General features: G+C 65.3%; 21 protein-coding genes, 1 tRNA gene and 1 pseudogene. 11 read left to right on the top strand and 12 right to left on the bottom strand.

Features of this window, described 5'->3' with window-relative positions; all coding sequences use genetic code 11:
* The first annotated feature begins 75 nt into the window (after positions 1 to 75).
* Together J0X27_RS08370 and J0X27_RS08365 are read left to right on the top strand one after the other, a co-directional pair.
* Positions 76 to 1,548 carry an aldehyde dehydrogenase family protein gene (locus J0X27_RS08370; protein WP_207271899.1) on the top strand — a complete coding sequence of 491 codons (1,473 nt, stop codon included), beginning with the start codon at positions 76 to 78 and terminating at the stop codon, positions 1,546 to 1,548.
* A gap of 72 nt (positions 1,549 to 1,620) precedes the next feature.
* Positions 1,621 to 2,778 (top strand): MFS transporter, encoded by a 1,158-nt coding sequence (locus tag J0X27_RS08365; protein WP_207271898.1) that lies wholly within the window; start codon positions 1,621 to 1,623, stop codon positions 2,776 to 2,778.
* A gap of 165 nt (positions 2,779 to 2,943) precedes the next feature.
* On the opposite strand, the gene J0X27_RS08360 is transcribed toward J0X27_RS08365, so the two are convergent.
* From J0X27_RS08360 to J0X27_RS08345, 4 genes are all read right to left on the bottom strand, one after another.
* Positions 2,944 to 3,027: transfer RNA gene (locus J0X27_RS08360), tRNA-Leu, on the bottom strand.
* Between the two features lie 57 nt (positions 3,028 to 3,084).
* A complete protein-coding gene (locus J0X27_RS08355) occupies positions 3,085 to 3,426 on the bottom strand; it encodes a ferredoxin (protein WP_207271897.1) in 342 nt (113 codons plus the stop codon).
* Between the two features lie 640 nt (positions 3,427 to 4,066).
* Entirely contained in the window at positions 4,067 to 4,846 is a 780-nt protein-coding gene (locus tag J0X27_RS08350) for an IclR family transcriptional regulator (RefSeq protein ID WP_207271896.1), read from the bottom strand.
* 504 nt (positions 4,847 to 5,350) lie between these two features.
* On the bottom strand, positions 5,351 to 6,886 hold the full coding sequence (locus tag J0X27_RS08345; RefSeq protein ID WP_207271895.1) for an aldehyde dehydrogenase family protein: 1,536 nt from the start codon (positions 6,884 to 6,886) through the stop codon (positions 5,351 to 5,353).
* 131 nt (positions 6,887 to 7,017) lie between these two features.
* Between J0X27_RS08345 and J0X27_RS08340 the strand changes: the two genes are divergently transcribed.
* The 5 genes from J0X27_RS08340 (at position 7,018) to J0X27_RS08320 (ending at position 11,201) form a co-directional block, all read left to right on the top strand.
* Positions 7,018 to 7,752: a helix-turn-helix domain-containing protein gene (locus J0X27_RS08340; RefSeq protein ID WP_207271894.1), complete on the top strand. Its 735-nt coding sequence runs from the start codon at positions 7,018 to 7,020 to the stop codon at positions 7,750 to 7,752.
* An 85-nt stretch (positions 7,753 to 7,837) separates the two neighbouring features.
* Entirely contained in the window at positions 7,838 to 8,677 is an 840-nt protein-coding gene (locus J0X27_RS08335) for a proline dehydrogenase family protein (RefSeq protein ID WP_207271893.1), read from the top strand.
* 186 nt (positions 8,678 to 8,863) lie between these two features.
* Complete coding sequence (locus tag J0X27_RS08330) at positions 8,864 to 9,010, top strand: hypothetical protein (RefSeq protein WP_175480136.1); 147 nt, start codon at positions 8,864 to 8,866, stop codon at positions 9,008 to 9,010.
* On the top strand, positions 9,000 to 10,688 hold the full coding sequence (locus J0X27_RS08325) for a sodium/proline symporter (RefSeq protein WP_207271892.1): 1,689 nt from the start codon (positions 9,000 to 9,002) through the stop codon (positions 10,686 to 10,688). The genes J0X27_RS08330 and J0X27_RS08325 overlap by 11 nt, the downstream gene beginning before the upstream one ends.
* Complete coding sequence (locus J0X27_RS08320) at positions 10,689 to 11,201, top strand: hypothetical protein (protein ID WP_207271891.1); 513 nt, start codon at positions 10,689 to 10,691, stop codon at positions 11,199 to 11,201.
* A gap of 610 nt (positions 11,202 to 11,811) precedes the next feature.
* Here the strand turns inward: J0X27_RS08320 and J0X27_RS08315 are convergent.
* The 4 genes from J0X27_RS08315 to J0X27_RS08300 all read right to left on the bottom strand — a co-directional run bounded on the left by J0X27_RS08315 (position 11,812) and on the right by J0X27_RS08300 (position 16,670).
* A complete protein-coding gene (locus J0X27_RS08315; RefSeq protein ID WP_207271890.1) occupies positions 11,812 to 12,756 on the bottom strand; it encodes an oxidoreductase in 945 nt (314 codons plus the stop codon).
* Between the two features lie 77 nt (positions 12,757 to 12,833).
* Positions 12,834 to 15,167 carry a PAS domain S-box protein gene (locus tag J0X27_RS08310; protein WP_207271889.1) on the bottom strand — a complete coding sequence of 778 codons (2,334 nt, stop codon included), beginning with the start codon at positions 15,165 to 15,167 and terminating at the stop codon, positions 12,834 to 12,836.
* 116 nt (positions 15,168 to 15,283) lie between these two features.
* The gene (locus J0X27_RS08305) at positions 15,284 to 15,781 is read right to left on the bottom strand and encodes a peptidylprolyl isomerase (RefSeq protein WP_224214612.1); all 498 of its coding nucleotides are present in this window, start codon (positions 15,779 to 15,781) and stop codon (positions 15,284 to 15,286) included.
* A gap of 370 nt (positions 15,782 to 16,151) precedes the next feature.
* Positions 16,152 to 16,670, bottom strand: a complete 519-nt coding sequence (locus J0X27_RS08300; protein ID WP_207271888.1) for a peptidylprolyl isomerase — start codon at positions 16,668 to 16,670, stop codon at positions 16,152 to 16,154.
* A gap of 157 nt (positions 16,671 to 16,827) precedes the next feature.
* Here J0X27_RS08300 and J0X27_RS08295 point away from each other — a divergent pair.
* Positions 16,828 to 17,798: pseudogene (locus J0X27_RS08295) on the top strand (succinylglutamate desuccinylase/aspartoacylase family protein).
* 10 nt (positions 17,799 to 17,808) lie between these two features.
* Here J0X27_RS08295 and J0X27_RS08290 read toward each other — a convergent pair.
* The gene (locus tag J0X27_RS08290; protein ID WP_207271887.1) at positions 17,809 to 18,468 is read right to left on the bottom strand and encodes an HAD family hydrolase; all 660 of its coding nucleotides are present in this window, start codon (positions 18,466 to 18,468) and stop codon (positions 17,809 to 17,811) included.
* A gap of 98 nt (positions 18,469 to 18,566) precedes the next feature.
* Positions 18,567 to 19,328 carry an SDR family NAD(P)-dependent oxidoreductase gene (locus tag J0X27_RS08285; RefSeq protein ID WP_207271886.1) on the bottom strand — a complete coding sequence of 254 codons (762 nt, stop codon included), beginning with the start codon at positions 19,326 to 19,328 and terminating at the stop codon, positions 18,567 to 18,569.
* 709 nt (positions 19,329 to 20,037) lie between these two features.
* Between J0X27_RS08285 and J0X27_RS08280 the strand changes: the two genes are divergently transcribed.
* Positions 20,038 to 21,411, top strand: coding sequence for an MATE family efflux transporter (locus J0X27_RS08280; protein WP_207271885.1), 1,374 nt, complete (start codon positions 20,038 to 20,040; stop codon positions 21,409 to 21,411).
* A gap of 526 nt (positions 21,412 to 21,937) precedes the next feature.
* On the opposite strand, the gene J0X27_RS08275 is transcribed toward J0X27_RS08280, so the two are convergent.
* Positions 21,938 to 22,711, bottom strand: a complete 774-nt coding sequence (locus J0X27_RS08275; RefSeq protein WP_207271884.1) for an IclR family transcriptional regulator — start codon at positions 22,709 to 22,711, stop codon at positions 21,938 to 21,940.
* Between the two features lie 194 nt (positions 22,712 to 22,905).
* On the opposite strand from J0X27_RS08275, the gene J0X27_RS08270 reads away from it, so the two are divergent.
* Together J0X27_RS08270 and J0X27_RS08265 are read left to right on the top strand one after the other, a co-directional pair.
* Entirely contained in the window at positions 22,906 to 24,102 is a 1,197-nt protein-coding gene (locus J0X27_RS08270; RefSeq protein WP_207271883.1) for an acyl-CoA dehydrogenase family protein, read from the top strand.
* Positions 24,103 to 24,111: 9 nt separating this feature from the next.
* Positions 24,112 to 25,110, top strand: coding sequence for an MBL fold metallo-hydrolase (locus tag J0X27_RS08265; RefSeq protein ID WP_207271882.1), 999 nt, complete (start codon positions 24,112 to 24,114; stop codon positions 25,108 to 25,110).
* Here J0X27_RS08265 and J0X27_RS08260 read toward each other — a convergent pair.
* On the bottom strand, positions 25,083 to 26,072 hold the full coding sequence (locus J0X27_RS08260) for a TIGR03617 family F420-dependent LLM class oxidoreductase (protein WP_207271881.1): 990 nt from the start codon (positions 26,070 to 26,072) through the stop codon (positions 25,083 to 25,085). The genes J0X27_RS08265 and J0X27_RS08260 overlap by 28 nt on opposite strands.
* Between the last annotated feature and the right edge of the window lie 61 nt (positions 26,073 to 26,133).

The raw sequence follows: 26,133 nt of genomic DNA, 5'->3' as shown, positions 1-26,133 counted from the left end.
ACGGGACGTTCGCCCGGACGTTGGTTGCGACTGCCGGTCTGGTGCTTTTCTTCGCCGGTGGGATAGTGCGCCCGCATGACTGATCTCCCCCTCGAACCCGAAGGCGGCTGGGAGTCGTTGTATCTCGCGGGCGAGTGGACCGACACCGGCGACCGGGACGCGATCGTCGACGAGAATCCTTACACGCGCGAAGAGATCGCGACCATCCCGGCGGGCACCGAGGCCGACGTCGATCGGGCCTACGAGGCCGCCGCCGAGGCACAGGACGCGTGGAGCCAGCAGCCGCCGCAGGCTCGAGCCGGCGTACTCAACGCCGCCATCGAGTTCGTCGACGCACACCGCGAGGAGATCGCCGAACTGCTGGCCGTCGAATCCGGCAGCACGCAGGTCAAGTCCGAGGCCGAGTTGGGAACTGCGCGGGGGATGATGCAGCAGGCGGCGAGCTACCCCTTCCGGATGGACGGCCAGCACATGGACTCGATCACCCCGGGGAAGGAGAACATCGCCGAGCGAGTGCCGGTCGGCGTCGTCGGGGTCATCTCCCCGTGGAACTTCCCGCTGCACCTCTCGATGCGGGCGGTCGCGCCCGCGATCGCGGCCGGGAACGCGGTCGTCCTCAAACCGGCCTCGAACACGCCGATCACGGGCGGGCTCCTGCTCGCGCGGATCTTCGAGGAAGCCGGCGTTCCCGAGGGCGTCCTCAGCGTCGTTCCCGGGCGCGGTTCCGAGATCGGCGACGCGGTCGCCGGCCACGAGGTCCCCCGGGTCCTCGCCTTTACCGGCTCGACCGAGATCGGCCAGCGCGTGGCCGAGAAAGCGGCGGGCAACTGCGCGCTCCCCGCGCTCGAGCTCGGCGGGAACAACGTCCACGTGGTCACCGACGAGGCCGATCTGGATCGCGCCGTCGATGGCGGCGTCTTCGGTTCGTTCCTCCATCAGGGGCAGATCTGCATTTCGACGAACCGCCACCTCGTCCACGAGTCCATCTACGACGACTACGTCGATGCACTCGCCGACCGGGCCGCCTCGCTGCCGACCGGCGACCCGACGGACGGCGATACGGTCATCGGCCCCATCATCGACGAGAGCCAGCGCGATCAGATCGTCGACTACGTCGAACGGTCCGTCGACGAGGGTGCGACCCTCGAGACCGGCGGTGACGCGGACGGGCTGGTCGTCGAACCCACCGTGCTCTCCGACGCCGATAACGGCATGGCGGCGGCGTGCAACGAACACTTCGGCCCCGTCGCGCCGGTCATTCCGTACTCGAGCGACGAGGAAGCGATCGAACTGGCAAACGATACGATCCACGGGCTGTCGGGGTCGGTTCACAGCGAGGACGTGGAGCAGGCCCGCCGGATCGCGGACGGGATCGAGACGGGCATGATCCACATCAACGACCAGCCGATCAACGACGAGCCCCACGTTCCCTTCGGCGGGATGAAGCAGTCTGGCATGGGCCGGTACAACGGCGAGCAGATCTTGGACGAGCTAACGACGACGAAGTGGATCTCGGTTCAACACGAGCCTCGAGAGTACCCGTTCTGACGGCTGGAGGGAGTTCGGCACAGAGGCGTTCGCTTTCGGAACGCTTGAGGCCCGCTGTCGGAAACACCGACTGTGCCTCGTTCCCGACTCTTCGCGTCCCTCTGTGGCCTCGTCTTTCTCGTCAATCTCGCCAGAATCGTCTTCGCACCGCTTCTGGACGTGTTCATCACCGAGTTCCCGATCGGGGAGGCCACTGCCGGATTGATCGCGACGCTCGTCTGGGTCGGGAGCGCATCCCTTCGACTGCCGACCGGCTGGCTCCTGACGAAGGTTCCGAGACACCGCGTCGTGGTCGCCTCCGGGCTCGTTCTCGCGGTTTCGTCCGGACTGGCCGCGACCGCGACGACGGTCCGGCACCTCATGGCCGGTGCCTTCCTCATGGGGATCGCCTCCGGGATATACTTCGTCGCGGCGAATCCGCTCGTGAGCGAACTGTACCCGTCCCGCGTCGGGCGTGTCATGGGAATTCACGGGGCGGCCAGCCAGATCGCGGCGGTGATCGCCGCGCCGTTCGTCGCGCTGACGCTGCTCGTCGACTGGCGACTCTCGCTGTGGGCGATCGCCGTCGGCGCGGCAGTGATAACGGGCTACACGTGGCTCGCTGCGAGGGACACCGAGATGCCGGCGGCGGGCGAAGAAGACCGCGACTTCCTCGGCAGTGCGCTTTCGGAGTGGCGCATCATCGTCACGGGACTGGCGATCGTCGGCGCGGCGGTGTTCGTCTGGCAGGGCGTGTTCAACTTCTACGAACTGTACATGCAGTCGAAAGGGCTCTCCGATCGAACGGCGGGCGCGATGCTCACGGTCGTCTTCGCGTCGGGCGTTCCCGCGTTTTTCGTCGGCGGCGATCTGGCCGACAGACTCCCCCACGTGCCGTACCTGCTCGGAATCGTCGGCGCGTTCTCCGCGTGTCTGCTCGCGCTGACGCTCGTCGAAGGCCTGCTCGCGATCGGCGTGATCACCGTGATCCTCGGGTTCGTCGTCCACGCCCTGTTCCCGGCCACGGACACCTACCTCCTCGATACGCTCCCCGATTCGACGCGTGGCAGCGCCTACGCCGCGTTCAGCTCCGCCTGGATGTTGACGCAGGCGCTCGGTTCCTCCGCCCTCGGAGCCTTCATCGAGCGGGGCTACTCCTACGACGCGGTGTTCGCCAGCGCCGCGCTTTTCCTCGCCGCCACGATCGCCGTCCTCGCCGTCCTCGAGTGGCGGGGACGGCTTCCGAGTTGAACTGTCCGGAATCGATCGTCCGCAGTCGCTCACGATACGTTCGCCGCGACATGCGAGGGTTGGGATTTGAACCACGCCCGAGAACCTGCTCGCGGTGCTCGCAGAACCTCGGTCTGATTCAAATCCAAGAACGCAGTCGCTGCTTGCGAGTTGTGCGCAGCGACATGCGAGGGTTGGGATTTGAACCCAAGGACTCCTACGAGAGCGGGTCTTAAGCCCACCGCCGTTGGCCTGCTTGGCTACCCTCGCACAGAAGTGCACTCGAGGATTGGCCCGGAGTCGGGATGTGCGTTTCGATTCGTGCCCTTACCAGTCGACGCTCAACGTCCCGTCGCCGTGGGGATCCGGCGCGATCTCCTCGTCGGTCCGGCGGTCGACGACGTGGATACAGCCGTCGTCTTTCTTCGCCGGGCAGACCTCCGCGGCGCGGACGTTGTGCTCGAGGTCCTCCTCGCCGAAGAAGTACTCGGTGGGCTGGGCCATGCCGGAGGCGATGGACATCTCCCAGTTGGCGCTGACCTCGGCGCACTTGCCCGCACCGAAGCACTTGTTCGCCTCGAAGATGATCTTGTACGGTTTCTCCGACACCGGCGGCGCGTCGCTCGATCCGACGTCGCTGGCGCGCTGGATGCCGTCGTCGTCGCTCATATGTACTCGTTCGAGCGAGCCGTCTTTCGCGTTACGGTTGGCGAGAGCGACAGCGTGCGGAGAGGGGGTGGGCGAGCAGTGGGCCTCCGTGGCGTCCCTCCCGAAACCGGGCCCCTGTTTCGGCGCTGGTCGACTGTACCGCGTCCTTTAGAAACTATATAGACGTTTATTCTATCCTTCTCCTCTCCATCGAGCCACAAATAGATGCGAAATATGAAATATTAGGCGTATAATAGAACGCGGCAGAGAACCGTCCGAAACGGGGTCGGTCCGGTTCCGTTCCGATCGACGAAACAGTGTTGCGGTCCATCGATCGCTGTTCGTCCGCGGTGGTCGATTCCGAACCGAACGAGAGTACTCACACCGCTCCTGTAGATAAAACACGTCTCCCTTCGGGGCCGCGCCCGGACCCGATGGCGACGACACTGCGGGTTCTATCGATCGCTCCGATTGACCGACGGATATCCGACGGCTCCGTGACTTCTATTTCGGGCGGGACGAGACCTCGAGCGCTGAGACCGCATAGTATGATTGTAATTTACTATTCTTGACTGCTACATCCATTTTTATCAACAAACATCAAAAAAGTTTCCTCGGCCGTTCTGCGTACGATGTTGATTACACTCATATGTGTGTAATGCTATCGGAACAGTTCCGACTCGAGCGACTCGATTTCGTCGAGTAACAGCCGTCCGATCTCTTCCGTGGTCGATTCGTCGACGGCCATGCGGTAGGTCGGACCGCCGATCGAGAACGCGCCGACGACCTCGCCGTCGGGGTTCGTCACGGAAGCGCCGACGGACCGGTACCCGTCGATCAGTTCCTCGTCGTTGATCGCGTAGCCGCGGTCTCGGACCGCCGCGAGTTCGTCGAACAGCGCCGTTTCGTCGGTGAGGGTTTGGTCGGTCGTCGACGGAAGCCCCCACCGATCGAGGATCGCTCGGATGCGGGGCTCGGGCATCGATGCCAGCATGGCCTTGCCCGAGGCGCAGTTGTGCATATAAAACCGGTTCCCCGCCCGAAACGGTCCCAGCTCCGAGAACCCGCGTCGGCTCGACTCGCCGATCGCGTACTCGAGTGAGTACGCGCGGCCGTTCTCTTCGACGATGAAGTCGGCTTCGTGTCCGGTCTCTTCGGCGAGGGAGTAGACCCGTCTTCGGGCCGTCGCGTACAGCGGATTTCGCTCCCGCGCGTGCTCGCCGAACGGGAGGAACTCGAGGCCGACGTGGTAGGTGTCCCCGTCGCGGACGAGAAACCCCTCGTCGACCAGCGTGTGGAGGTGATTGTGGACGGTGCTTTTCGCCAACTCGAGGCGGGTGGCCAGCTCGCTCAGCGTGGCCCCGTCGCTGTTTCGGACCGCCCGAACGAGCGCGAGCGACGTTTTCGTCGTCTTGACCGGCCGGGGGCGTTCGTCCGTCATGGTCCGAAGTCCCGTTCCGTCGACGCATAAGCGTTCGGAATGTGTGAACGCCGTTTCGTTCGATCCGTCACCGATCGACTTTATTTCTCGAAATCGTACTGGAATCGAGTGGCGATCGGGGCGTGGCACCCGTCTCGGTGCGCGTGCTCGGTCCTCCCACCGGCGGTCCCGCCGTCAGTACACGCCTCACCGGGCCCATCTGCGGCGTCGCGTTCGAGACGTGTGAACGGCCGAGCGGCCGTTCCCGTCCTCATCGGGGCAGGGCTCCGGACTGGATCGCCGTCGGGGCCGAGCCCGGATCGTTCACGCTGTCGGAACGCCGCCACTCGAGGCGTCATCTCGATGGGTGTCGGTTCGGGTCAGCCCGTCGGCGCTAGTGGCGGTCTACGCCCGTACTGCAGGGTCGAACGGTACTAGTCGGCTCCGCAGTGCCCCGTCCAGCCACACCGTCGACACCACTCCTCCGGTGCGTCGGTCGATCCCCCACAGAGGCCACAGGTCGTTTCAGTCATCGTCCGTCGTGATGTCCGCGGACAGGCCCTGTGCCATCTCGATGTCGTTCGAGTTGTTCAGCGTCCACGCGGTGCGTTCGGTGACGGCCTCGATCACTTCCCGACCGCTCGGGTAGCCGTTCCCGGACTTCTTGACGCCACCGAACGGCAGGTGAACCTCCGCGCCGATACACGGGAGATTCCCGTATGCGAGTCCGACTTCGGCGTTATCGCGGTAGTAGTTGACCTCGCGGTAATCCTCGGAGATGATCGCGCCCGCGAGCCCGTACTCGGTGTCGTTGTGGATCTCGACGGCGTCTTCGATATCGCCCGAGTACTCCATGAGTGCGACGTGGGGGCCGAAGACCTCTTCCTGGGTACAGCGGAGGTCCGCCTCGTGATCGGCCTCGTAGACGAAGGGGCCGACCCAGTGGCCCTCGGCGTGGCCGTCCGGAATCTCGTCGTCGGCCAGTTCGTCGCGGTCGACGAGGACCTCGACGTCTTCGCTTCGGGCGAGTTCGTTGTACTCGAGGACCTTCTCCTTGTGCTCGCCCTCGACGAGTGGCCCCATGAAGGTGTCTTCCGCGAGCGGATCGCCGACGGCGACGTTCTCGGCGATCTCGACGAAGCGCTCTTTGAACTCGTCGTAGACGTCCTCGTGGACGATCAGGCGCTCGGCCGAGACGCAGCGCTGACCGGTGGTCTTGAACGAACTCATCACGGCCGAGTGGACGGCCGTGTCGAGGTCGGCCTCGTCGGTGACGACGACCGCGTTCTTGCCGCCCATCTCACAGGCCGCGAGCTTGCCGGGCTGTTCGGCGACGGTGCGGGCGACTTCCTGCCCGACTTCGGCCGAGCCGGTAAAGAGGACGGTGTCGACGCGCGGGTCGTCGACGATAGTGGCACCCGCGTCGCCAAAGCCCTGCACCATGTTGAAGACGCCGTCGGGGATGCCGCTTTCCTCGAACATTTCGGCGACGATCTGGGCGCACCACGGCGTCTGTTCGGCGGGCTTCCAGACGACGGTGTTGCCCTCGACCAACGAGACGGCCATGTGCCAGAAGGGGATCGCGACCGGGAAGTTCCAGGGCGTGATGCAGCCGACGACGCCGCGGGGCTTCCGCCGCATGTACGCGTCTTTGCTCCCGATCTCCGAGGGCACGACGTCGCCGTGGGGGTGGCGGGCGTTGCCGGCGGCCCACTCGACCATGTGTGCGGCCTCGACGACGTCGGCTTTCCCTTCCGAGATCTCTTTGCCACACTCCTTCGTGACGATCTCGCCGAGTTCGTCCGTCCGATCGCGAAGCTCCTGGTAGATGTCCCACAGATACTCCGCACGATCGATGTGTGACAGTTCTTCCCACTCCTCTTGGACGCTGTCCGCGGCCTCGAGGGCCGCGTCGACGTCCGCTTCGGTTCCCCGGTGGAAGGTCCGAAGCGTCTCGCCGGTCGCCGGGTTCTCGCTCTCGAACGTGTCGTCGCCCTCTCCGTCGGTCCACTCACCGTCGATGTAATGGCGCTCGGGACGGGCCGTCGTCTGCTGACTCATACGCTATCGGTCGTCGATCGGGGAGGAATAACAGTGGCCTCCCATGGTCGGGCCCCTCTGTCGGGGTCGGACGCCGTCGACAGACAGCATGTTTATAATGCTCACACGAGAACTGACGTTCGAGACCGATAATGAGTAGCACGAGTTCCACGACCACGACGGGGACCGGGACGGCCGACGGGACGCGACTCACGCTCGAGATCTGGCATCCCGATTGCTGGGGATTACAGGCCACCGAGGCGGTCGATGCCGGCCTCCTCGTTCACACGGCCCACCGGACCGTCGACGGGACGGTCAAGGGGCATTTCACTGCCTACGCCGACACGGCGGGTCGACTCGACGAGTTCGTTGCGTTCATCGACGAGTCGCCGTTGACGCACTCGACGGTCGAGCTCGGCCAGGGTACGGGGGGGACGGCATCGGATCCGGGAAACGTGACCCGCGAACTGTTCGTCGAATACGAGCCGGAACACAGCATCAGCGAAACGCTCGTCTCACACGGGTTCATCCACGAGGCGTCGGTCCGCGTCGAGGGCGGCGTCGAACACTGGCCGGTCTTCGTCGCCGACGGTCGGGCGGAGGTCCGGGACCGCCTCGAGGCGATCCGGGCCGAGACCGACGCCACCATCACGATCAGCAAGATCGCTTCACCGGCGGGCGATCCGTCGGGCGTGCCCGACCGGCTCGATCGCCTGACGCCCCGCCAGCGGGAAGCGTTCGAACTCGCCTGCGAACGCGACTACTACGCGTGGCCCCGCGAGGTCAGCACGCGCGAACTCGCCGAGGAACTCGGCGTCTCGAAGACGACGCTGCTCGAGCACCTCCGGAAGGCCGAGGCGAAACTGCTCAACCCTGACGACGCCTGACCGCAGTCAGATCATTTCGTGCCGCTTCAGGCAGAATCTTGTGGTCGGGTATGCATTTAGGGTCGCTCGATCCCAGCGATACGGTATGATTCCGCCGATCGCGAGCCGTTTCGTCGCCGACACGACCGCCTCGGGGACGTTAGATCACGTCGCGGACTGCAACGACGACGGACTGGGCGCTATCGTCAACCTCCTCGGCGAACACTACCACGAGCGCGGCCCCGCGGACGAGGACGCCGACGAGTACTGCCGGCTGGTTTCCGAACTGGCCCGCCGCGACCTCGACGGCTGTATCTCGGTCAAACCGTCCCAGATCGGGATCGACGTCGGGCCCGACGTCTTCGCGGCGAACTTCGAACGGATCGTCGAGGCCGGGGCCGACGAGGACGTGTTCGTCTGGTGTGACATGGAAGATCACACGACGACGGATACGACCTTGGACACCGTCGAAGCGACGGCCCGCGACCACCCCCACGGCGTCGGCGTCGCCATTCAGGCGAACCTCAAACGGACGCGGGACGACTTGCGCCGACTGTCCGACGTTCCCGCCGCCGTTCGGCTGGTGAAAGGGGCCTACGACGAACCGTCGTCGGTCGCTCACCAGTCGAAGTCGGCCGTCAACGACGCCTACGAGGCCCACCTCGAGTACCTGTTCCGCGAGTTCGATCGCGGCGTCGCCGTCGGGAGCCACGACCCGCAGATGCTCGAACTCGCGACCGATCTCCACGAGGAGTACGGCACGCCCTTCGAGATTCAGATGCTCATGGGCGTTCGCGAGGACGCACAGCGGGAGCTCGCCCGGCAGGGCTACGAGGTCAACCAGTACGTCCCCTACGGCGGCAAGTGGATGCAGTACTTCTACCGGCGGATCCGCGAGCGAAAGGAGAACGCGTTGTTCGCGCTCCGGGCAGTCGTCGGCGTGTAACGAGTTCCCCGCCGCCCCGGAGGAACGCCTCGGTCTCCGTCGGAGCGCCGAGCCGATCCGGACCGAGCGGGTCGGAAAACTCACCGTTCGACCAGTGCTAGCGACAGTATTTTGTCATATGAACAGTTTCGCGTCGAAAAGCGGGAGTTCGGTAGTCTTATGTATGGGTAGGAAGCACACGCCAGTATGCCTGAGAGTGGCTCAGTCGAACTGTTATGGTTATTCGGGCCGTTCGCCGTGTATCTGGTACTGCTCGCCGTGTATTACGTCTGGGAAGGAAAGAGAGAACGTCAGCTCCGACGGCGCTACGAGGGGGAGAACCATGGCAACTGACGGGCTTGCCGGGTCGGCGGGCACGTGGGTCCTCGGAACGTTCGCCGTGTACCTCCTCTTTCTCCTCGGGATCGGACTGTACTCCTCTCGACTCATGGACTCCGTCGACGATTACGTCATCGGGGGTCGGAGCGTCGGCCCCGTCGTAACGGGCTTTTCCGAACGCGCCTCCGAGATGAGCGGCTGGCTCACGCTGGGGGTTCCAAGCGACGCGTTCGGTACCGGCGTCATGGCGTTTTATAATGGGCTCGGGATGATCCCCGCCGACCTGTTCGCGTGGGCCGGCCTCGCGAAGCGACTCCGGAAGTATACGGAAGTCGTGAAAGCGGTCACGTTGCCGACGTTCTTCGAGACGCGTCTGCAGGACGATACCGGATACGTCAAAGGCGTCTCCGCGTTCGTGCTGATGATCTTCGAGGGCGGCTACGTGGGCGCACAGATCGTCGCCGCCGGGACGCTGCTGGAGGTCCTCACCGGCGTCTCGTCGCTGGTCGGAATCCTTGCGGGCGGCGTCATCGTCGTCGGCTACACCATGCTCGGTGGCTACTTCGCCGTCGCGTGGTCGGACTACTTCCAGGGCGCGATCATCCTGATCGCGTTCATCATACTGCCGGTGTTGGCGTTTACCAGCTACGGACTGCCGTTCGAGGACCTCGCATCCGTCGGGAGTTCCTACACGAGCGTCACGGCCGGCATGACCGGCTGGGCGGCCATCTTTGGGATCATCAGCTACGCCGCGATCGGGCTCGGCATTCCCGGGAACCCGCACGTGATGGTCCGGTTTATGGGCATCGACGAGGTCAAAAACGTGCGCCTCGCCGCGCTCGTCGCGCAACTGTTCATGTTCATCGCGTACATCGGGGCCGGATTCGTCGGACTGTACGCACTCGTCGTCTTCGGTCAAAGCGGGATCGAAGACCCGAACAACGTTATGCCGATGCTCACGCTCGAGTTCTTCCCCGGTGCGATCGCGGGGATCATTCTGGCGGCCGCACTGGCCGCGATGATGTCCAGCGCCGACTCGCAACTGCTCGTTGCGACGAGTGCCATCGTCGAGGACGTCTACCACGGCTACGTCAATCCGGACGCGAGTCAGGAGTCGCTGGTGCGATACTCGCAACTCGTCACGCTCGGCCTCGGCGGGGCGAGCATCGTCTTCGCGTACATCGCACAGAACACTCCCATCTACACGCTCGTCCTCGATTACGCCTGGGGCGGCCTCGGAGCGGCCATCGGCCCGACGCTCATCGCTTCGCTGTGGTGGAAGCGGGTTTCTGCGGCCGGCTCCGTCGCGAGCATGATCGTCGGCACCGCGACGATGTTCCTGTGGACCCAGCTCTCGACCGTCCTCGAGCTCGTCGGACTCATGGGTGCAGTCGACGGATCGGCGTTCCTCTCCGGGCTCGTCGGCGTGTACGGACTGTTCCCGGCGTTTATCCTCTCGACGACGACGCTCATCGTCGTCTCCCTGTTCACGAGACCTCCGGAGGGCGTCGACGACCACTTCGACACCTTCGACAAACCGCTGTCGGCGCTCTCGAGCGGCGACGATCCGACCGGCACTCCCGAGTACGTCACCGACGGCGGGCGCGACGTCGAGCCGAAGGCGATCACGGAGACCGACAACATCCGCGCCCACGTCGCGGCCAGCGACTACTGGGAGACGGGTGAGGAATAGATGAGCGACGCGCGCCGAGGTGGCGTCGAGCCGGCGACGCGCGACCGGCAACACCGGGAGCGGGCGGAGCTGACCGTCATCGAACCGACGGTGGCCCGCGCGGACGTCGTTTCGACCGGTCGCGTCGGCGCGGTCGCCTATCCCTACCGGGTCGTGGACGCCGTCGCGACGATCGAGCGGCCGCTGCTCTCGGACCGCGACATCGAATACGTCGTCAGCGTCGACCGCTCCCGTCGCCTCGCCGTCCGAGCCGACGTGTTCCCCGAAACCGTCGCGACGACCCTCGAGGACGTGCTCGTCGTCCCCGCTGCCCTCTCCGGGGACCAGGCCCTCGAGAAAGCGGAAGACGCCGTATTCAAGTGGACGCTCCGGAAGGTCGCCGTCGGCTCCGCGCCGGCGGTCACGTTCGAGCAGTCGGTCGACGCCCACAAACTGTTCTGGATCGCGTCCCGACCCGACGGCGACGTCATCGTCGACAGCGTTCGCGGTACCGAGACGCCGCTGACGGACTGACGGCCCCGAGCGCTCGGTTCGCTGCCGACCGATCGATCCCACGCGTCGGATCTCGGATCTTCGGATCCGCGCGGCGAAACCGCAGTTACGCGAGCGGTATCAGTACGTGCCGTCGTGGTGATCACTCGCGCTCGGAGCGGCGGTGAACAGATCGTATATCAGATTTAAAGCTATAATTCGTATCCGACACGACCCGTACTCAACTCCGTTCGGCGGCCGACTGCTCGAGGGGGGAGCACCACGGAGTCGAACCCCGCCTCGAGTCGCCCGAGAACTCGGAGCACGGCGGCAGTAGGACGGAAACCGGTCGCCGTCGCGGCGGCGACGCCGCGTCGATTGGTCCGGCGTCCGTGAGCGATGGTCGACGAAATCGGATCCGGCCCGATCGATGATGCGAAGGTTTCGTGCGTATCGGACGTTTGCAGGCCGCTAGTAGCGGATCTCTTCGAACGGTGCTGTCGTCGAGAGACCGCCGTTCCCGCCGCGCTCTCCGCGGGAAAATCGGCTGCGATCTACTATGTGAATCTGATGTAATCGGGAACTTCTTTGGAAACGTACCTGAACCAGGGTACTCACCGTACGATCGTCGGCGACTGCCCCGTCGAGCCTCTCAGATCTCGTCGGTCGGCTCCGGCAAATCGTACGTGACCCCCGTCAGTTCCCTCGAGACGTCCCAGAGCTTCCGGGCCGTCTCCTCGTCGTCGGATCGATCGGAGGAGGCCTGTCGTTCGGGTGTCCCCCGCATGTTCATGAACCCGCCGGGGCCGTAGTAGGCACCGCCCTCGGCTTCGGGCGCGGTCGCGGCGTACAGGGTCGGTAGCGCGCCCATTTCGGCCGACTGCGCGACGACCGCGTTCAGCACCGTCATCGCCGCCTTTCGGAGGGTGCTGCCGCTCTGTTCGGGCCCGCGAAACTGCAATCGCGTGTTCGCATAGCCCGGATGGACCGCCATACTCCGGGCGTTCCGGCCGTCACTGCGGAACCGTCGGTCGAGTTCGTACGCGAAGAGCACGTTCGCCAGTTTCGACTGGGCGTAGGCGTCCCACTTGTCGTAGGACGCCTCGCTTTGGAGGTCGTCGAAGTCGATCGCACCCCGTTCGTGGACGCCGCTCGAGACGGTGACCACCCGCGCCGGCTCCGCGCCGCCGGTCGCGAGTGCGTCGAGCAACAGGCCGGTCAGCGCGAAGTGGCCCAGATGGTTGACGCCGAATTGGGTTTCGAACCCGTCTTCGGTCTCCGATCGGGGGACCGCCATGACCCCGGCGTTGTTGATCAGGACGTCGATCTCCTCGTCTTCGAGTCCGTCTCCGACGGCTCGAACCGACTCGAGATCGCCCAGGTCGCACCGCGCGATGCTGAGGTCGGCGTCGGGAACCTCCGCCTGCACGTCTCGGGCTGCCGTCTTGGCGCGCTCGACGCTCCGGCAGGCCATGATCACCCGCGCCCCGTTGCGCGCGAGTTCGCGGGTCGCCTCGAGACCGATACCGCTGTTCGCGCCCGTGATGACGATCGTTCGGTCGTGCTGGTCGGGAACGTCGGCGGCAGTCCATCCCATACGTCGTCCCTCACCCGCACGCGGCTAAACGGATTGGGTTCCCCTCGAATTCGCCGGCTTCGGATGTATCGACGGTGCTACTGTGTGTGGGAGGCCGGTAGGGTAAAGGAGAACGTCGCCCCCTCGCCGGGGTCGGCGTCGACCCAGATCTCGCCACCGTGGCGCTCGACGATTCGTTCACTGAGCGCGAGCCCGATCCCCGTTCCCTCGTACTCTTCGCGGCTGTGGAGGCGATTGAAGATGGTGAACACCCGCTCTTGGTCGGCGGGATCGATCCCGATCCCCTCGTCGGCGACCGAGAGCACCCATTCCTGGTCCCGCCGTTCGGCGTCGACGTGAACCCGCGGCGGGCCGTCGCCGCTGTAGGTGATCGCGTTCGACAGCAGGTTCTGGAAGACCTGCCGCAACTGGCTGGAGTCGCCCTCCACGCGGGGCAACTCGCCGACCGTGATCTCGGCGTCGGTTTCCTCGATCCGGAACTGGAGATCCGCGAGGACGTCGTCGACGAGGTCCCCGAGGTCCGTTGGCTCGAACGGATCTCCCTCAGTTTCGACGCGGGAGTACTCGAGGTGCCCGTCGATCATCTCGCGCATGCGCTCGGCACCGTCGACCGCGAACGCGAGGAATTCCCGCCCGTCCTCGTCGAAGGCGTCGCCGTAGCGGCTCTCGAGCAGGGTGAGATAGCTCGTGACCATCCGGAGCGGTTCCTGCAGGTCGTGGGAAGCGGCGTAGGCGAACCGTTCGAGGCGTTCGTTCGACTCCTCGAGTTTCCGTTCGTACTCCCGGCGCTCGGTGACGTCCTGCACCATGACCATCCCTGCGACGATCTCGTCGTCCTCGTTGCGGACGGGCACGGTATGCGCCCAGACGTCCCGGCCGCGGACCTGATACTCGAACGTGTTCGACTCGCCGTCGAAGACGGCTCGGAAGTGTGGTTCGATCTCCGCGACGAGGTCGTCCGGATACCGTTCGTCGAGGGTCACACCAGTGACCTCCTCCTCCGAGACGCCGAGATCGTCGAACGCTTCGCCGCCGACGACGAGGTACTCGAGGTCCTCGTCGTACAGTCCCACTGCCCCGTCGGGGAAGTTCTCGACGAGCGTTCGATACCGGCGTTCGGATTCTTCGAGTTCCCGTTCCCGCGCCTTCCGCTCGCTGATGTCCCGGGTGATGCCGACCCGATGCCACGCGCTGTCGTCGTCGGGCAATATCGCGAAAGTGGCCTCGACGGGAACGAGATCGCCGTCGGCCGTCCGGAGTTGGGCTTCCACCGTCGACCAGTCCGTGTCTTCCGTCGCCGTCGCCTCGAGTTCGCGAACGCGATCGATCACGTCGTCGTCGACGACCCGGGAGACGTGTTCGCCGACGAGGTCGGCGGGCTCGTAGCCGAGCATCTCGGCGTACGTCTCGTTGGCCATCGTGAACTGGCCCTGCCCGTCGACGACGTAGACGCCGTCGTTGACCACCTCGACGATAGTCTCGTAGCGCTCGAGGCGGTTCTCGCGTTCGACCTGCTCGGTGACATCGCGGTCGGAGACGATGACCGAGGTGACTTCGCCCGCCTCGTCCGTGACGGGTCTGAAAACGCCCTCGAGCGCGTACTGCTGGCCGTCCGGCCGCGTGAGGGCCGCCTGAAAGGTCACGTATTCGCCGGCGGCGGCCCGCTCGGTCCACTGCCGGACAGCGTCTCGCACGTCGTCCTCGTCCCACCACGGCGTCTCCCAGAACGGCTCCCCGGTCACGTCGTCCAGGTCGGCGTCGATGTACTCCATCGCCGTCCCGTTGATGTCGACGACCGTGCCGTCGGGTTCGAGCAGCCCCAGGAGAACGTTCGGGTCCTCGAAAATCGCCTCGAATCGGCGCTCCGTCCGCTCGAGTTCGCGTCGCGCCCGCTCGGTTTCGATCGCCGACTCGAGAAGGGCCGCGACGCGCTCGAGGAAGTCGACGTCGTCGTCGGTATACACGCACTGGTCGATGGCATAGGCGCTCAGGACGCCCCACGGCTCGTCGACGGGCCCGATCCGTGCGGCGGCAGCGCTGACGGCGTCGCGATCGCCGAGTGGATCGGGGAGGGTGGCCCGCGATTCGCCGTCGAAATCGTCAACGACGACCGGGTCCACAGCTCGAATCGCGGTTCCGATCTGCGAGTCGCGGTCGGCAGCCACCGTCGTCGATCCGAGCCGGTCCGGCGGCCAGCCGGCCCCCTGTCTGAGTACCGCGTCGGTGCCGTCGACCGGCCGCTCGAAGACGGCACAGTATTCGACGTCGAGCGTTGCTGCGACGGCCGCCGCCGCGTCCTCGAGCACCGTGTCGAGATCTCCGGTCTCGAGGGCTTGCTGGCTGAGGTCGGCGACGACCTCCTGTCGACGAAGCCGCGCGCGGTGGTCGGCGTCGGTGGACGACGATCCCATTCACCCCTACACACCAGCCCGGATCGTAAAACGTCTTGGCCCGATATCGTCGACCGGAACCGTCGACGGCGACTCGCAGCGATAGCGCCGCTGCGACTCGAAAGCGGCGGGTGTCGTCACGCGGAATCGATCGTCACCGACTCGAGGACGACGTCCTCTTTTGGCCGGTCGTCGGCGTCGGTGTCGACGTTACCGATTTCGTGGACGACGTCCATGCGGTCGGTGACTTTCCCGAAGACGGCGTGGCGGTCGTTGAGGTGGGGCTGGGGCGCGAGCGTGATGAAGAACTGCGAGCCGTTGGTGTCGGGTCCGGAGTTGGCCATACTGAGGACGCCCGCGTCGTCGTGGCGCAGTTCGGGGTGGAACTCGTCGTCGAAGGTGTAGCCGGGGCCGCCGCGACCGGTGCCGGTCGGATCGCCGGTCTGGATCATGAACCCCTCGATGACGCGGTGAAAGAGCACGTCGTCGTACAGCGGTTCGCCCTCGATCTCCGCGCCCGTTTCGGGATCGATCCACGTGCGCGCACCCGTCGCGAGGCCGACGAAGTTGTCGACGGTTCGGGGCGCGCGTTCGTCGTACAGTTCGACCTCGATGCTGCCCGTACTCGTCTGCAACGTCGCTCTCGTCCCCTCGTTTGCGGCCCCATCCGCGGTCGAATCGCTCGTGTCGGGGCTCCGTTCCTCCGGGTCGTCCGGACTATCGCTCGCACAGCCGGCGAGGGGCGCGGCGAGACTCGAGGCGGCTCCAGCCAGTCGCAGTCGTCGAGAGTGCGTGATACCGCTCCTGTGGGCGGCGTCGAACTAATGGTATCGAACCTCCGTCGGTGACCGAGTCCGCTCGAAGCGAGCGTACGAACCGCGGAACGCAGCGTGAACGCGGTTGCGATCGGTCTCCGACGACTGAGACGGTTTGCTGTCCCGATTTCCCGGTGGGGCCCCACAGGGCGGTCCCGGTCCCACCGACACTGACGGACAGGTGACCGTATTACTCGTAGTCGACGTCGACGGACTCGAGGACGACGTCCTCTTTTGGCTGGTCGTTGGCGTCGGTGTCGACGTTGCCGATTTCGTGAACGACGTCCATACCGTCGGTGACTTTCCCGAAGACGGCGTGGCGGTCGTCGAGGTGAGGCTGGGGCGCGAGCGTGATGAAGAACTGCGAGCCGTTGGTGTCGGGCCCGGAGTTGGCCATGCTCAGGATGCCCTCGTCGTCGTGGCGCAACTCGTCGTGGAACTCGTCGTCGAACTGGTAGCCGGGGCCGCCGCGACCGGTCTCGGTCGGGTCGCCGCCCTGGATCATGAAGTCCTCGATGACGCGGTGGAACGCGACGTCGTCGTACAGCGGTTCGCCCTCGATCTCTTCGCCCGTCTCGGGGTCGGTCCAGGTCTTGCCGCCGGTCGCGAGGCCGACGAAGTTGTCGACGGTTCGGGGCGCGCGTTCGTCGTACAGTTCGACCTCGATGTCGCCTTTGTTGGTGTGCAGCGTCGCAGTAACGTCTCCCATACTCACCGGGATGGCAGGACGAGTGAAAACGGTAGTGGTCTAGCACGACGAGCGATCGCCGGTCGTCCGTTCGTTTCCGATTCGGTTCGGAACGTGAGGGGAGCCACCATCGACAGTCGGCCGCAGCTACATACCGCCGGCCGTGGAACGCCCGTCCATGAGCGACGGGACGCACACGGCGGAACAGGTGACCCTCGCCCGGCTGCCCTCGGGCGTGGCGCTGACGACGACGGTCCACATCTATCGCGGCGACGCACCGGGACCGACGCTGTACGTGCAGGCGGCCCAGCACGGCCGCGAGGTCAACGGAACGGCGGTCCTCCGGCGGTTTCACGAGCGAGTGCCCCTCGAGTCGCTGTCGGGAGCCGTGATCGCCGTCCCGGTCGCGAACCCGCTGACCTTCGATCGCGTCTCCTACACGACGCCGGAGCAGTTCGACAGTATCAATCCGAACATGAACCGCATCTGGCCGGGCGACGGCGGCGGGAGTCTCCACCAGCGCATGGCCGCCCGCCTCTGGGAGTACGTCGCGGCTGCCGACGCCGTCGTCGACCTCCACACGGGGAGTCCAGACATGCTGCCCCACGTCGTCTATCGCGAGGGCGACGAGCGATCTCGCCGTCTCGCCGACGCGTTCGGGACGGAGCTCCTGCTCTCCGAACGGACCGGCGAAGACGCCCCCGACGAGTGGCATCGACGCGGTTTCGGGGGGAAGCTCCGGGTCGCCGCCGCCGAGGCAGGAATCCCGTCGATCACGCCGGAGCTCGCCCACAACAAACAGATCCTCGAGGCGGTCGTGGCGGACGGCGTCGACGGACTGCTCGATGTCTGTCGGGCACTCGACCAACTTCCCGGCGACGTTCCCGAACGCGATCGGTCGTCGCTCGGAACCATCTGGGACAGGTCACCGCCGACACGTCCGGCCTCTTCCGGCCGGCACCCGCCCTCGAGATTGGGGAATCGGTCACGGAGGGGACGACGATCGGGACGGTCTATCACCCGACGACCTACGAGCCGCTGCAGGAGGCCCGTATCGATCGTGACGGGGTCCTCTACGCGCTCACCCACGAGGCGACCGTGACCGCGGGCGACCAACTCGCGAGCGTCGCGGCGGTTCGCGAGGAGTGATCGACGGCGGTCACGCCACGATCTCCGGGAGCGCCGACAGCGTCTCGATGTCGTAGGTCGGCGTAACCGAGAGCGCGCCGTCGGGACAGTGCTGGCGACGGACGAACGCCGAATCGATTCCAGCGCGGTGTGCCGCGATCACGTCGTGTTCGCTGTCGCCGACGTAAAGCGCCGAGCCAGCCCCGAGGTCGGCGAGTGCTCGCTCGAGAAAGTGGGGATCCGGCTTTTTCACTCGGAGGCTCTCGATCGTTTTCGGGCGACCGTAGTAGGTCTCGAACAGCGACTCGAGATCGAACGCGTCCAGGACGAACTCGATCGTACTGTGATGGTTGTTGCTCACGACGCCTCGGTCCTGGGGAAGGTCCGCGATCGTCGTCACGTCGTCGTATCGGTCTCGAGTGCCGGCTCTGAACGCGTCGAACTGGGATCGTTCGTCGTGGCGTTCACGGGCCTCCCAGAAGTTCTCCGGATCGAGGTCGTAGTCGGCACAGATCTCGTGTAAGTCTTCGACGGTCACGCCGCTCACGATGTCGTCGAGGTGCCGTCGGGCGACGTCGTCGACGCCCGCTTCCCGAAACGCGGCCCGCGTCGCAGCGACCTGGGTTTCGGACGCCGGCGGCTCGACGAGTACCCCGTCGCTGTCGAACAGAACTGCGTCGTATCCTGTCACGCGTTGGACCAATTAGAATAGCCACTTGCGTGTTTCGATTCACCGGCTCGCGGCGGTTCCGAACGACGACACGGGTTCGTCGTGATCTCCGAACTCCGTTAACAGGTCGAGAACCCGCCGTCGACGACAAGCCCGTGGCCGCTGACGAACGACGACTCGTCGCTGGCGAGGAACAGGATCGCGTCGGCGATCTCGTCGGGCTTCCCGAGTCGCTTGAGCGGGTAGTCCGCCGCCATCTCCTCTCTGGCCACTTCGGGGTCCTCCTGCTGTTCGAGGTAGCCCTCGAGCATCTGAGTCTCGGTGAAGCCGGGGCAGACGGCGTTGGCGCGGACGCCGTAGGGGCCCGCTTCGGCGGCGACGGTCCGTGTCATGTTCAACACGGCGGCCTTGCTCGTCGAGTAGGCGGCCTGCTTGGGGAGTCCGAGGATGCTCGCCAGCGAGCCGACGTTGACGATCGCACCCGAGCCCTGCTCTTTCATGTGGGGAAGCGCCGCGTCGCAGCCGTTCCAGACGCCCTTGATGTTGATGTCGATGACGAAGTCCCGCATCTCTTCGTCGATCTCCTCGAGGCTGCCGCCGGGATGGCCCGTGCCAGCGTTGTTGACCATTACGTCCAGTCCGTGGGCGTCCGCGACCTCGTCGACGACGGCCCGAAATCGGTCGCTGTCCGTCACGTCCAGTTCGTGGAACTCGGCCTCGCCCCCGTCTTCCTCGATCGCCTCCGCGACTGCTTGCCCGCCCTCGGTATCGATGTCCGTCACGATGACGCGTGCTCCTTCCTCGGCACAGCGTTCGGCCGTCGCCTGCCCGATTCCCGACGCCGCACCCGTGATAACAACTGTCTTGTTGTCGAGTCGCATAGGTTCGGTATCGGACGGGTGCTACATAAATTCGTTCATAATTTTCCCCTTCGGACACGAGGCTGTTTACGAAACAGTCGATACGGACGAACACTGGTAACCGTTCTTCGGCGGATCAGTGCTTTCCCTTCGACTCATCCCTCGACCACCGCTGGCACAGTTCGTCGCCGCTACACTCGAACGCCACACGAGTACGCCAGTCGACATAATCGTACTACTATAACTTTGCTTAGAAGTCAGATCCTCGTTGTTCGCTCCTGGTTCGTTGTCCGTCTCGACTCTCGATTCTATAGTAGCAACTGAAAGTCATTGCGCACCTGATCGTACGACGGTGTTGCGATCAGTGTGTAACTCGTTTCAGTTGCTACTATCGCCCCCGAACGGACTGGTCCGCGGATCGTCGGCGTTCGACTCGTTCTCTCTCCCACGACTGTCGTCGGCGAAATCGACTTCTGTGTGGCTTCAAATGACGGAACCGATGCGTTCCGATACTTCGAACGCCGAGAGATGTCGGCTCACGGACCGCTCCTCGTCACGCACGGTCGGCGTTTCCAAGCGGTGGCGGGTGACCGATCCGGTGACGGATGCAGTCGTCGCAAATATATCTCTCACTCGAACTGTATGTGTTATCGGTAGGTAGTATCGGAGTATCGTCGTGTCTGCCGGGATCAACACGTTGATCCGGCGGATTCTCGTTGCCGAACGATGTATGGCCGAGTTCGGCGGCCGCGTTCGGAGCGTCTGGCTGCGGACGGTGTCGCTCTCGTGGCCGATCGCGATTCAGCAGACGTTCAATACGCTGATGCGGACGGTCGACGTCATCGTCACCGGCCTGTTTTCGCCGGCAGCCGTCGCTGCGGTCGGGCTCGCGGACCTCTACGCCCAGATACCGTTGCGGGTCGGACTGGGACTCGGGACCGGTGCGATCGCCCTCTCGAGTCAGGACACCGGCCGCGGTGCGAAGGCGACCCGTAACCGGGCGATCACACAGGCCCTCCTCATCGGGGTCCTGGCCGGAATCCCGCTGACGATCGTGGGGCTGACGGTATCGGAGCCGCTGATCGCCCTGCTCGGTGCCGAACCGGGCGTCGCCGAAATGGGCGGACGCTACCTCGGACTGGTCTTCGCCGTCGCGCCCATGCGCATCGTCGGCCTCGTCGGCGCGCGGTCGTTACAGGGGACGGGCGATACCCGAACGCCGATGCTCGTCAACGTGGGCGCGAACGCCGTCAACATCGGGGCGACGGTCGGGTTGGGACTCGGTCTCGGCGTCCTCCCCGAACTGGGGATCGTCGGCGTCGGGCTGGGGACGGCGATCAGCCGAACGCTCGAGGGCGGCGCGATCACGGCCGCGATCGCGATCGAACGGACGGCCCCGTCGTTCGCTCGCCCGCGGAGCCTCACGATCACGCGCCAACTCGTTGCCGTGAGTCTCCCGAATTTCGCCGAGGGAATGAGCACGTCCCTCGCGAACTTTCCGTTCAACGCGCTCTTGCTCACCTTCGGGACGGACGTGACGGCGGCCTACCACATCGGCCGCCGAAGCTACCAGCAGTTCAGCGGTCCACTCTACCGCTCCTACAGCGTCGCCGCGAGCGTCGTCGTCGGACAGGAACTCGGGGACGGCCGCCCCGACGACGCACGGTTTTCCGGACTGGCTATGACGGCGCTCAGCGTCCTGACGCTCAGTTTCGCCGGAGGCGTCCTGATCGTCGGCGCATCCCCGATCGCGGGACTGTTCACGACCGATCCGGCGACCCTCGAGTACGCCGCGACCTTCACTCGCATGTTCGGCGTCTCGATGTTCTTCTTCGGGTTCTTCTTCCCGCTGTCGGGGAGTCTCCGCGGTGCGGGCGATACGCGGACGCCCTTCTACGCCCGCCTCACGGGAACCGTCGGCTTCCTGCTTGGCTTTTCGTACCTCGTCGGGGTCACGTTCGGCTACGGTCTCCCCGGCGTGTACGCCGGAATCGTCCTCAACTACGCGTGGTGGACACTCGTCGTGGGAGCCGGCTTCCTGTGGGGTGGGTGGGCCGACACGGCGGCGACGATGCTGTCAGAACGAGCGAGCGATCCGAACTAACTGTCGTTCGATCAGCATCGAGCCGTTAGACACATATGTTAGCTAGTAGCTTCTACTATTGATACGATATTCGATAGATATCGAGTCGGTCTCTGAGTATCGTAGCAACCGACAAACGGACTTGGAAACTCGGGGATGCGGTCGATAGCGACGAAACGGTACGTACTGGTCGACGATGCTTCGAACGAGCGGTGAGCATCCCGATATGCGGCTGTGTGCGGTCTCACTGGGGAAATACGTAGATCCGCCGGATAATGATCGTACAAACTTTATATTGATATTGTGGTGTATGCAAAACTGACATTATTCCGTCCGACGGTTCGGATCGATACCCGAATTCGACCGCGCCGCGCTCGCGGAGCGGACCAGGCTTCTATCTCGAGTGCGGAGAGCCGCCGCTGCATTACAACCTTACGTTTGTAATACCAGTCCGGTGTCGAACGATGGACGGCTCGTTCCACTGGGCTCCGTTCGCGTCGGGGCACCGATCGTGGCGTTCCGCGGTGCGTTCGTTCTGGTCGAACGACTACGAGAACATCATGTTCACTTCGATCGTGTTCGCCGTCGACAGCAATCGGGTACGGAGATCGTTTTGCTCCCACTCGTTCTCGAGTCGATGGTGGGGTCCGGCGACGGTGACCGCTCCGTAGACGGTCCCGTCGTTGTCCAGGATCGGGGCTCCGATGGCGCTGATCCCCGGCAGATACTCCCCGCGGTTGTAGGCGACGCCCTCCTCGCGAACCGTCGCGAGTTCGTCGAAGAGGGTCGCTCGATCGGTGATCGTCTCCTCGGTGAACGCCGGGAGTCCCCACTTCGCGATCGTCTCGTCGACTCGCTCCTCGGAGAAATGAGCGAGCATCGCCTTGCCGCCGGCGGAACTGTGAAGGTAGGTGTGGGTCCCGATGTCGATGTCGCTGGTGAACGACCGCGTCCCCTCGCTGACGTTGAGTATCGTCCCGAGGCCGTTCTGGTGTGTCGAACAGAGGACTCGTTCGCCGACTTGCTCCGAGAGTTCGGCGATGGGTGAGTCGGCGGCCGCGTACAGCGGTTCTGCGTGTTTGACGTGCTCGCCGAACGAAAGGAATCGAAGGCTCAGCCGGTATTCGTCGTCTTCCTGAACCACGTACCCTTTCGAACGGAGTGTCGTCAGGTGGGCGTGGACCGTCCCCTTCGCGAGTCCCGTTCGCTCGGTGAGTTCCGTGACGCCGGCCCCTTCGGCCTGCCACAGCGCCTCGAGGATGTCGAGGGTTTTCACTACCGCCTCGATCCGATTTTCGCCGTTCGTGCCTGTTGTTCCCATACACTATCTTCATCGAAACGAAATAAAACTGTTCTGCTCTACTGAACAGCGACAGTCCTCGAAAAAACCGATCCGAATCGCGCCCGACCGTTTCCGTCGCTCCTGCCTCCGGTATCGGGCGACTGGCCGTTCATTCGCCGATTGAAAACCTGTCACACGGTAACGCTTAAGTGGGCCGTCATGTAAGACCGATTATGGACTTCAGCGAACCGTCCGAAGCCGTGCAGATCTCGAAGGCGCTGGACGATTTCATCGAGCAGGAAGTCGCCCCCCTCGAGAACGAGTACGAGCAGTTCCTCGGTGCGGATTACGAGAAACACATCGTCGACGACGAGCACCGACAGGTCCCCGAGTACCGAAACATCGTCGAGAAGATCCGCGAGAAGTCGGTCGAGGCCGGTTTCTACGGCATGACGATGCCCGAGGAGGTCGGCGGCGGCGACGTCGACATCCTCACGCGGGCCATCGTGGGCGAGCACATGTCCAACCGGCCGCCGGGATTCCACAGTGCGATCTTCGGCGGTGCCGGCGGCCCGACGCCCATCCTGCTCTCCTGTGACGAGCGCCAACGCGAGGAGTACCTCGAGCCGCTGATGGACGGCGAGATCACGACCTGCTTCGCGCTGACGGAGCCGGGCCACGGCAGCGACGCCCACCACATGGACACCCGTGCGGAGAAGGACGGCGACGAGTGGGTGATCAACGGGCAGAAGGTCTACATCACGAACGGCCCCTACGCCGACTTCGCGATGGTTTTCGCCCGGACGAGCGGCGAGGACGGCGACCTCGAGGGGATTACGTGTTTCCTCGTCGACGACGACACCCCCGGGTTCGAGGTCGGCAAGATCCACCGGGCGATGGGAATGACCCCCGGAACGCACGCGGAACTCCACTTCGACGACTGCCGCGTCGGCGAGGATCAGGTGCTCGGCGAGGTCGACCAGGGGTTCCAGGCCGCGATGAGCTGGATCGGCGGCGGCCGGATCAACATCGCCGCCGGCGCGGTGGGGACGGCCCAGTTCCTGCTCGACCTGTCGGTGGAGTACGCCCGCGACCGGGAGACGTTCGGGAAACCCATCGGCCACCGGCAGGGGGTCTCCTTCCAGCTGGCCGAACTCGCGACGGACATCGAGCAGGTCCGACAGCTCTACCGCTACGCCGCCTGGAAGATGGACGAAGGCGAGCGAGCCCGCAAGGAGGAGTCGATGGCGAAGCTCCGCGGCGCGAAGCTCGCCAACGACGCGGCCGACGTCGCGATGCAGGTCCACGGCGGTGCCGGCTTCATGAAGGACCTGCCCATCGAGCGCAACTATCGCGCGGCCCGCGTGTTCCGCATCTTCGAGGGGACCGACGAGATCCAGAAACGGACGATCGCCCGGGAACTCATCTGATCGGCCACGATGGACGACCCGACGCAGCGAGACTCCGCCACCGCCCCCTCGCAGGTCTCGAGACTCGACTTCGACATCGAGTGGCCCCCGAAACACGCCGCGGCGTACCTGATCGACGAGCCGGCCCCGATCCTGGTCGATACCGGCGATCCGGGGGACCGCGCCGAAGCGACGATCCGCGAGGGACTGGCCGCGACGGGGTACGAGCCGGACGACGTCGAGGCAGTCGTCGTCACCCACCCCCACAGCGACCACATCGGACAGGTCCCGTTCCTGCGCGAGGCCGGGGCTGGGGTGTACGCTCCCCGTCCGGTGCTCGAGCAACTCGAGCGCGATCCCGCCGACCTCGCCGCGGGGGTCCGCGAGGTCGCCCGTTCGACGGGCTACCACGGCGAGGCGATCGACCGCGCGGTCGAACACGCCCAGTCGTCCCTCGAGCGCAATCGCGGCCTGCTCGCACCCGAGGCGGCCGTTCCCTTCGAGTTCGGCGAGCCGTTTTCCGCCGCGGGTCGCGAGTTCGAGCCGATCCACACGCCCGGCCACCAGATCCACCACGCGAGCCTGGCGACGGAACTGAACGGCGAACGCGTGCTGTTCAGCGGTGACGCGCTCATCGAGCCGTTCCGGCCCGGCGCGATCCACGTCGGCATCGATTACGGTGCCTACGACGCCGTCGAGGCGTTCCACCGCGCGATGGACCGGCTCGAGGGCCGGGACGTCGATCGCGTCTTCCCCGGCCACGGCCCGGTCTTCACCGACTATCGGGGCGTCATCGAGACCACCCGCTCGGCACTCGAGACGCTCACGGGGGAGGTCCTCGAGGCGGTGACGGCCGTCGGTCCCGCATCGCCGACGGAGCTCACCCGCCACCGCGTCGGCGAGGCCCGACACCCGGCGCAGTTGCTCGACACGCTGGGTGCGCTCGGCACGCTCGAGGAACGGGGACGAGTCGAGTACGAGGATTGCGACGGCGTTCGGTACTACTCGGTCAGGAAGGCGTCGCCGTGATCCAGCGGGAGGACGACCCGGTCCGCGATGCCGCCGTAGCTTTCCCGGGCCGCCGCGAGCAGTTCGTCGGGCCGTGCTTCGATCGCGAACGTCGCCACCATCTCGTCCGTGACCAGTTCGGCCATCTCCTCCCATCGTTGGTCCTTCGAGAGGTCGTGTAGCTCCTCGCCGACGTCCCGCCAGCCGTGATGCTCGAGGACGTCGTGGTAGGTACGAGTACTGCCGTAGAAGGCGATGCGCCGGCGCACTTCCTCCCGGGACCGCTCGCGCTCTTCGTCGGTTTCCCCCGTTACGACGAACGGGCTCGCGGAGAGGGCGACGTCCTCGAGCGAGCGGTCCGCTCGGTCGGTGCCCTCGGCGACGGTCGGAGCGACGACGTCGTCGGTGTAGCTGGGCGTGTTGAACGGATGCATCGCCAACCCGTCACAGAGCTCTCCCGCGAGCCGGATGTTGTACTCGTTGACGCCCGCGATGTAGATCGGGATCTCGGGGTGGTCGATCGGGCCGGGATCGAACGTCTCGGTCATGAGCGAGAACGAGTAGTGGTCGCCCTCGTAGTCGAGTTCGGCCTCCCCCTGAAAGACGGCGAAGATGTGCCGGAGCGACTCGACGACCTCGCGCAGCCGCGGCCCCGGCGACTCCCAGTCGACGCTGAACCGGCGCTCGTTGTGGCCTTTGACCTGCGTGCCGAGGCCGAGCACGAACCGGCCGTCGGACTGTCGCGCGAGATCCCAGGCGGTGTAGGCGAGCGCCATCGGACTGCGAGTAAAGGCGAGCGCGATCCGCGTTCCCTGCTGGATCTCCTCGGTTCGGTCGGCAATGAGCGGGTGCGGGAGGAACGCGTCGTTGTCCGTCTCGGGCGTCCAGACCCCGTCGAAGCCGAACTCCTCGGCACGCTCGGCGGCTCCACCGGCGTCGCCTGCCAATCCCGGTACCATCGCGTCAATGCGAAGGTCTGACATACACGGTGGTCGACGGGGGACCCCTTCAATCTATGGACGCGTCGTGGCTCGAGCGGCGAAC

The sequence above is a fragment of the Natrinema longum genome, assembly GCF_017352095.1.
Taxonomy (GTDB): Archaea; Halobacteriota; Halobacteria; order Halobacteriales; family Natrialbaceae; genus Natrinema; species Natrinema longum.
Note: the sequence above shows the minus strand (reverse complement) of the source record. Positions and strands in the feature narration are given on the sequence as shown.

What these genes read in the sequence shown, in the direction of transcription:
- J0X27_RS08300 (WP_207271888.1), bottom strand. Translation starts at nt 16,670, where the DNA reads ATGGGAGACGTTACTGCGACGCTGCACACCAACAAAGGCGACATCGAG.
- J0X27_RS08285 (WP_207271886.1), bottom strand. Translation starts at nt 19,328, where the DNA reads ATGCGACTCGACAACAAGACAGTTGTTATCACGGGTGCGGCGTCGGGA.
- J0X27_RS08350 (WP_207271896.1), bottom strand. Translation starts at nt 4,846, where the DNA reads ATGACGGACGAACGCCCCCGGCCGGTCAAGACGACGAAAACGTCGCTC.
- J0X27_RS08330 (WP_175480136.1), top strand. Translation starts at nt 8,864, where the DNA reads ATGCCTGAGAGTGGCTCAGTCGAACTGTTATGGTTATTCGGGCCGTTC.
- J0X27_RS08370 (WP_207271899.1), top strand. Translation starts at nt 76, where the DNA reads ATGACTGATCTCCCCCTCGAACCCGAAGGCGGCTGGGAGTCGTTGTAT.
- J0X27_RS08335 (WP_207271893.1), top strand. Translation starts at nt 7,838, where the DNA reads ATGATTCCGCCGATCGCGAGCCGTTTCGTCGCCGACACGACCGCCTCG.
- J0X27_RS08340 (WP_207271894.1), top strand. Translation starts at nt 7,018, where the DNA reads ATGAGTAGCACGAGTTCCACGACCACGACGGGGACCGGGACGGCCGAC.
- J0X27_RS08355 (WP_207271897.1), bottom strand. Translation starts at nt 3,426, where the DNA reads ATGAGCGACGACGACGGCATCCAGCGCGCCAGCGACGTCGGATCGAGC.
- J0X27_RS08310 (WP_207271889.1), bottom strand. Translation starts at nt 15,167, where the DNA reads ATGGGATCGTCGTCCACCGACGCCGACCACCGCGCGCGGCTTCGTCGA.
- J0X27_RS08280 (WP_207271885.1), top strand. Translation starts at nt 20,038, where the DNA reads ATGGCCGAGTTCGGCGGCCGCGTTCGGAGCGTCTGGCTGCGGACGGTG.
- J0X27_RS08320 (WP_207271891.1), top strand. Translation starts at nt 10,689, where the DNA reads ATGAGCGACGCGCGCCGAGGTGGCGTCGAGCCGGCGACGCGCGACCGG.
- J0X27_RS08345 (WP_207271895.1), bottom strand. Translation starts at nt 6,886, where the DNA reads ATGAGTCAGCAGACGACGGCCCGTCCCGAGCGCCATTACATCGACGGT.
- J0X27_RS08270 (WP_207271883.1), top strand. Translation starts at nt 22,906, where the DNA reads ATGGACTTCAGCGAACCGTCCGAAGCCGTGCAGATCTCGAAGGCGCTG.
- J0X27_RS08315 (WP_207271890.1), bottom strand. Translation starts at nt 12,756, where the DNA reads ATGGGATGGACTGCCGCCGACGTTCCCGACCAGCACGACCGAACGATC.
- J0X27_RS08325 (WP_207271892.1), top strand. Translation starts at nt 9,000, where the DNA reads ATGGCAACTGACGGGCTTGCCGGGTCGGCGGGCACGTGGGTCCTCGGA.
- J0X27_RS08265 (WP_207271882.1), top strand. Translation starts at nt 24,112, where the DNA reads ATGGACGACCCGACGCAGCGAGACTCCGCCACCGCCCCCTCGCAGGTC.
- J0X27_RS08275 (WP_207271884.1), bottom strand. Translation starts at nt 22,711, where the DNA reads ATGGGAACAACAGGCACGAACGGCGAAAATCGGATCGAGGCGGTAGTG.
- J0X27_RS08260 (WP_207271881.1), bottom strand. Translation starts at nt 26,072, where the DNA reads ATGTCAGACCTTCGCATTGACGCGATGGTACCGGGATTGGCAGGCGAC.